Origin of the sequence: Cellulomonas pasadenensis (assembly GCF_047229365.1) — a bacterium.
GTDB lineage: Bacteria > Actinomycetota > Actinomycetes > Actinomycetales > Cellulomonadaceae > Cellulomonas.
The window spans coordinates 1-5,811 of sequence record NZ_JBFTEP010000180.1 but is presented as its reverse complement, the minus strand read 5'-3'; the positions used below and the strand labels follow the sequence as shown (position 1 = coordinate 5,811).

At 78.4% G+C, this 5,811-nt stretch carries 5 protein-coding genes and 1 pseudogene; all 6 read right to left on the bottom strand.

Annotated elements, in window-relative coordinates:
* Window positions 1-180, bottom strand: a pseudogene (locus tag AB6N23_RS16925) (hypothetical protein); the annotation flags it as partial.
* A gap of 30 nt (window positions 181-210) precedes the next feature.
* Window positions 211-588 carry a sterol carrier family protein gene (locus AB6N23_RS16920; RefSeq protein ID WP_412867154.1) on the bottom strand — a complete coding sequence of 126 codons (378 nt, stop codon included), beginning with the start codon at window positions 586-588 and terminating at the stop codon, window positions 211-213.
* A gap of 114 nt (window positions 589-702) precedes the next feature.
* Entirely contained in the window at window positions 703-2,085 is a 1,383-nt protein-coding gene (locus AB6N23_RS16915; protein ID WP_412867153.1) for a glycoside hydrolase family 6 protein, read from the bottom strand.
* Window positions 2,086-2,303: 218 nt separating this feature from the next.
* Window positions 2,304-3,398 (bottom strand): ribosome small subunit-dependent GTPase A, encoded by a 1,095-nt coding sequence (rsgA, locus tag AB6N23_RS16910; protein ID WP_412867152.1) that lies wholly within the window; start codon window positions 3,396-3,398, stop codon window positions 2,304-2,306.
* A 59-nt stretch (window positions 3,399-3,457) separates the two neighbouring features.
* Entirely contained in the window at window positions 3,458-4,270 is an 813-nt protein-coding gene (locus tag AB6N23_RS16905) for a M15 family metallopeptidase (RefSeq protein WP_412867151.1), read from the bottom strand.
* Window positions 4,267-5,796 (bottom strand): RNB domain-containing ribonuclease, encoded by a 1,530-nt coding sequence (locus AB6N23_RS16900; protein WP_412867150.1) that lies wholly within the window; start codon window positions 5,794-5,796, stop codon window positions 4,267-4,269. The genes AB6N23_RS16905 and AB6N23_RS16900 overlap by 4 nt, the downstream gene beginning before the upstream one ends.
* Between the last annotated feature and the right edge of the window lie 15 nt (window positions 5,797-5,811).

Genomic DNA, 5,811 nt, shown 5'->3' with positions numbered 1-5,811 from the left:
GGCCGGCACCGTCGACGGGTCGGCGGCCGGCTCCGGCGACGGGTCGGCGGCCGACCCCGCGGTCGGCTCCCCGTCGGGCCGGCCCGGCGCCTGCGGCGCGTCGCCGGACGGGCCGGGCGGCACGTCGTCCGCGGGTCGCCCGCGGGCGGGGAGCTGGTCGTCAGCGTGGGTCTCGGGCACCTCGCAAGCCTAGGCGAGGGCCACCCGACGTCACCGCTCGCGGGCGGCCTGCAGGGGCAGCAGCGCGGACAGGTCGGCGCGCTCCCCCGACGCGTGCACGCGGCCCGCGGCCAGCGCGTCGGCCCACGTGGTCCGGCCCGTGGCGAGCGCGAGCCACGTGGCCGGGTCGGTCTCGACGACGTTCGGCGGGGTGCCGCGCGTGTGCCGGGGCCCCTCGACGGCCTGGACGGCGCCGTCGGGCGGCACGCGGACCTCCACGGCGTTGCCCGGGGCGACGTCGGCGAGCTCCTCGAGCGTGAACCGCACGGCCGTGCGGCGGTCGCGGACGGCGGCGGCGTCCGGGTCGGCCCGCCAGGCGGCGAGCGCGGCCCGGCCGTCGGCGGGGTCGGTGCGGCGGCGCGGAGGCATGCCCCGATCCTCCCCCACGCGCCCGCACGCGACGACGCCGGCCGCGGACCGAGGTCCGGGCCGGCGTCGTCGTGCCGGGTGCGGGGCGCGGCGGCGGCCGCCGCGCCCCACGGCTCACCAGCGGGCGTTGCGGGCGAGCTCGAGCGCCATCTCCTGCCACCAGGCGCCGGCCGACGGGCCGCCGTTGCAGGTGCCGTCCGACTCGCCCGGCAGCTTCACCCAGAGCAGCGCGTCGAGACCGGCGACGCCGGTGCTCGTCGTGGGCCGCTCACCGAGCGCGCGACCGCGCGGGTTGCACCACTCGCCGTTCGAGCCGTTGCCGTTGCGCGACGTGTCGATGACGAACGTGCGGCCGCCGGTCAGCCGCGAGATCTCCTGGCCGTACGCCGTCGACTCCGCGGTCGTGCGGTAGTTCGACGTGTTGAGCGCGAAGCCGACCGCGTGCTCGAAGCCGACGAGCTGCAGGCGGCGGGCCGCCTCGGACGCCGACAGCCACGCCGAGTGGCCGGCGTCGATGTAGACGCGCGCACCGGCCTGCGTCAGCGACCGTGCGGCGTACTTGAGGAAGCCGATGCGGTCGCCCTGGCCGGCGCAGTCGCCGAGCTGGGCGAGGGCGTCGGGCTCGAGGATGAGGATCGGCCGGCCCTGGATGCCCTGCGCCACCTGGTCGACCCAGCGGGCGTACTCGGACTCGGCGACGCCGCCGCCCGAGTAGGAGCCGCAGTCGCGGCCGGGGATGGCGTAGAAGACGACCGTGGCGGTCTTGCCGGCCGCGGCGGCACGGCCCGTGTAGTCGCGCAGCTCGGCCTGCGCCACGGACGCGTCGGCCCAGTTGCCGACCCAGTACGCCTGCGGGGTGAGGGCGATCTTCTCGAGCAGCGCCTTGTCCGCGCCGGACGCGGCCTGCCACGCGCGGTAGGACTGGTTGGCGGTGTCGACGTAGAGCGAGCTGTTCGAGACCGGCGGGGTCGTGACGGTCGGCGTCGGCGTGGGCGTCGAGGTGCGCGTCGGCGTGGGCGTCGGCGTCGCCGTCGCGGTGGGCGTGGCCGGCGGCGTGCCGACCGAGCCGGTGCAGACGGTGCCGTTCAGCGTGAACCGGCCGGGCACCGGGTTGCTGCCCGACCACGCGCCGTTGAAGCCGAAGGCGACCGTGCCGTTGGTCGCGACGTTGCCGTTCCAGCCGATGTTGCGGACCGAGACCTCCGAGCCGGAGGTCGTCAGCGCGCCGTTCCACAGCTGGCCGATCTGCTGCCCGGACGCGAGCGTCCAGCGCAGGTCCCAGCTGGTCAGCGGGTCGCCGAGGTTGGTGATCGTGACGTTGGCGCCGAAGCCGCCGGGCCACTGGCTGCTCACGGCGTACGACACGCGGCAGCCGGGTGCGGCCTGCGCGGCCGTGCTCGTCAGGGCCGTGAGGCCCGTGGTGACGACCGCGGCGGCGGCGACCGCGGCGGCCACCTTCCGGCGGACGGACGTCACCGTCGTCGTGCGGGGGGACATGTGCGCTCCTCGGGTCGGGAGGTGGGCCCGCGCGCGGCGCGCGGCCCGGGGTCTGCGCGGGGACGGCCGTCGTCGTCGACCCGGCGCCCGCGCGATCGACCCGAGCAAACCCGACGAACCGGCGCGGGGGCGAGCGCGCGGCGCATCCCTAATCGTTTTGTCATGCGGGGCGGCACCGGCGGCGGCGCGGCGACCGCACGCCGGAGGGCGTCGCCGCCTCAGGGTCGCGTGCGGACGTCGCGGTGGTAGTCGCGGGTGGCGCGGCGGCGCCGGGCCCGCTCCTCGGCCGCGAGGCGGGCGTCGGCGCGCTGCGCGTGCCACGCCGCCTCCTTCGCGAGCCGGCGCCAGCTGTCGTACCGGCGTTCGGCGAGCTCGCCCGTGGCGAGCGCCTCCCGGACGGCGCAGCCCGGCTCCGACCCGTGCGCGCAGTCGCGGAACCGGCAGCGCGCCGCGAGCGCGGCGACGTCGGCGAAGGTCGCGTCGAGCGCGTCCTCGTCCGCCACCAGGCCGACGCCGCGGATGCCCGGGGTGTCGACGAGCACGGCGCCGTCCGCGAGGGGCACCAGCTCGCGGTGGGTGGTCGTGTGCCGGCCGCGCCCGTCGGCACGCCGCTCCGCGGTCGCCATGACCTCGCGGCCCGCGAGCGCGTTGACGAGCGTGGACTTGCCCGCGCCCGACGGGCCGACGGCGACGAGGGCGACGCCGGGGCGCAGCAGGGTGCGCAGCGGGTCGAGGCCGTCGCCGGTCGGGACGCTGACGGTGTGCACGTCGACGCCGAGCGCGACCGCCGCGACCTCGGCCGCCATGCCGGCCGGGTCGGGCACGAGGTCCGCCTTCGTCAGGACGACCACGGGCGTCGCGCCGGACCGCCACGCGAGCGTGAGGAGCCGCTCGACGCGGCCGAGGTCGGGGTCGGGGTCGAGGTGCTCGACCACCAGCACCACGTCGACGTTGGCGGCCATCACCTGCGCGAGCGACGTGCGGTCCGCGGAGTCGCGCACGAGCGCGGTGCGCCGGGGGTGCAGCGCCGCCACGCGCGGCGGCGCGTCGCCGTCCGGCCCCGCGCCGTCCGGCCCCGTGACGTCCGGCCCCGCGACGTCCGGCACGGCGACGTCGACGACGTCGCCGACCGTCGGCGGCACCCGCGTGCCGTCCGGCTGCGGCACGAGCCCGTCGCGGTCGAGCGCCACGCGCCGGGGGGCCGCGGCGACGTCGTCCGCCGGCACCACGAGCACGGCGCCGCGGTCGGCGCGCACCACCAGCGCCGGCCCGGCCGCGAGGGCCGGTCCGTGCGGGTGCGCCGGGGACGTCATGCGGCCGACGGTAGGCGCGGGCCACCGCACGGGGCACGCGCATTTCGGGCGTCCGCCGGTCAGCCGCCCGCGTACTCCGGCCCGCCCGTGACGCCGAGCGCCTCCTCGAGCGACGTCACGCCGTTGGCGGTCAGCCAGCCGGTGAGCTCGCGCCCGACCCAGCGCAGGTGCCAGCCCTCGGGGGCGTACCCCGTGACGGCGGTGTTCTGCTCGGTGTACCGGACGACGAACCCGAACTCGGCGGCGCGCTGCGACACCCACGTGCCCTCGGGCGTCGTCGCGAAGCACGTCTGCAGGTCGCACGACGGCGTCGACCCGCTCTCCACGTCGACGGCGAGGCCGGTCTGGTGCTCGGAGTGGCCGGGACGCGCGCTGTACCGCTCGGCGTGCGCGAAGCCCCGGCGCGCCTCGATGTCCGCGCGGGTCGTCGACTGTGCCGCGAACGACCGGTACCCGCTGCCGACCTCCAGCGCCACGCCCTCGGCGCGCGCCGCGGCGAGCATGGCCGTCAGGTCCGGCGCGACGGCGGCCCGCAGGAGGACCCCCTCCACGTCGACCAGGTCCGGCGGGACGTGCTCCGCGGGCAGCGCGTGCTGCTTGTTGACGACGACCCACGGCGACAGCGGGTCCGTCGTGGAGTGCTGCGCGAGGTCGAACGTCGGCGTCGGCGGCGCGGCGTCCGCCGGGCCCGCGGCGTCCGCCGGCGCGGTCAGCGCGGCCGCCCACGGCTTGGGGTCCTGCGTCCGCTCGAGCGCCGTGCCGACGGTCAGGGCGCCGTCGACGCGCGGCCACAGCGCCACGGTCACCCCGGCGAGCAGCGCCGCGACGGCGGCGAGGGCCACGACCAGGCGGCGTCCACGGGAAGGCGTCACGCGGGCGATGCTAGAGCCGATTCCGGACGATCCGGACATCCGACCGAGAACACCACCCGACGGTGTGGCACCGATGCCTCGGTCAGCCGAGCCTCGACCGACCCGCCGAGCGGCAGCGGCCCGTCCGCCGTGACGCGCGCCCGCACGGCCGGCTCGCGCAGCTGCAGCTGCCCGCGGACCCGTCCGTCCCGCGGCTCGTCGGCGTCCACGACGACGCCCTCGAACGTGCGCCCGACGGCCGGCGCCAGCACCACGGCCTCGACGAGGTCGAGCACGCCGCGGTCGAACGCGCTCGCGCGCCGGCCCGTCCCGGCCATGGTCGCGGGCAGGGCGGGCAGCGCCGCGCGCACCCAGTCCGGCACGTCGCGACCCGCGGCCGCCGCGAGGCACACCTCCGTGCCGTACCGGTCCACGAGGCGCCGCAGGGGCGCGGTGACGTGCGCGTACGGGAGCCGGATCGCGGCGTGCTCGGCGTCCGTGCCCGCCGGCGCCGGCCCGTCGTCGCCGAACGCCACGTACGCGGCGCCGCGGAACAGCGACGTCGCCTCGTGCAGGAACGCCGCGTGCGCGCCGACCCCGGAGTCCAGGCGCGGCAGCACGTCGGCGTACGGCTCGTCGGCGTCCCATGCGATGCCCAGCGCGGCGGCGGTGCGGCGCAGGCGGGCGACGTCACGGACGTCGGCCGGCGGCAGCGTGCGGAGCACGCCCACGCCCGCCTCCAGCATGACCCGCGCGGCCACCGCACCCGTCAGCAGGGACACCTGCGCGTTCCAGCCCTCGACGGGCAGCGTGCGGCGGAACCGCAGGGACCAGCCGCCCGCCGGGTCCGGCACGACCTCCTGCTCCGGCACGTCGAGCGAGACGCCGCCGCGCGCGCGCTCGCGCTCCTCGCGCAGCAGCCCCACGGCGCGCACGCCGGCGAGCACGTCGTCGGCCGTGCCGTCGTCGAGCGCCCGCTGCACGCCCTCGTACGTGAGCTGCGCCCGGCTGCGCACGGTCGCGCGCTCGACCTGCACGTCGACGGGCTCCCCGTCGGCGTCGAGGTCGACCTGCCACAGCACCGCGGGCTGCTCGCGGTCCGGCAGCAGGCTCGCCGCACCCTCCGACAGGACCTCCGGGTGCAGGGGCACCCGCCCGTCCGGGGCGTAGACCGTGCTGCCGCGCTCGTGCGTCGCGACGTCCAGCGCGCCGCCCGGGCGCACGAACGACGCGACGTCCGCGATCGCGTACCGCAGCCGCCAGCCGCGGCCGTGCCGGGCCACGTGCACGGCCTGGTCGAGGTCGGTCGAGCCCTCGGGGTCCACGGTGACGAACGGGACGTCCGTGCGGTCGGCCCGCACGCGCAGCTCGTCGCGGCCCGCCGCGTCCGGTGCCGCGCCCGTGCGCGCGGCGTGGTCGGCCTCGGCGAGGGCGTCGGCGGGCCAGCCGCGCACGACGCCGACCTCCGCGCGCAGGGACTCGAGGCCCGCGGCCACCTCGGCGGCGTCGGCGGGCCGGGCGGCGAGACGGACGGGGCGGCCGGGCACGCGGCGACTCTAGGC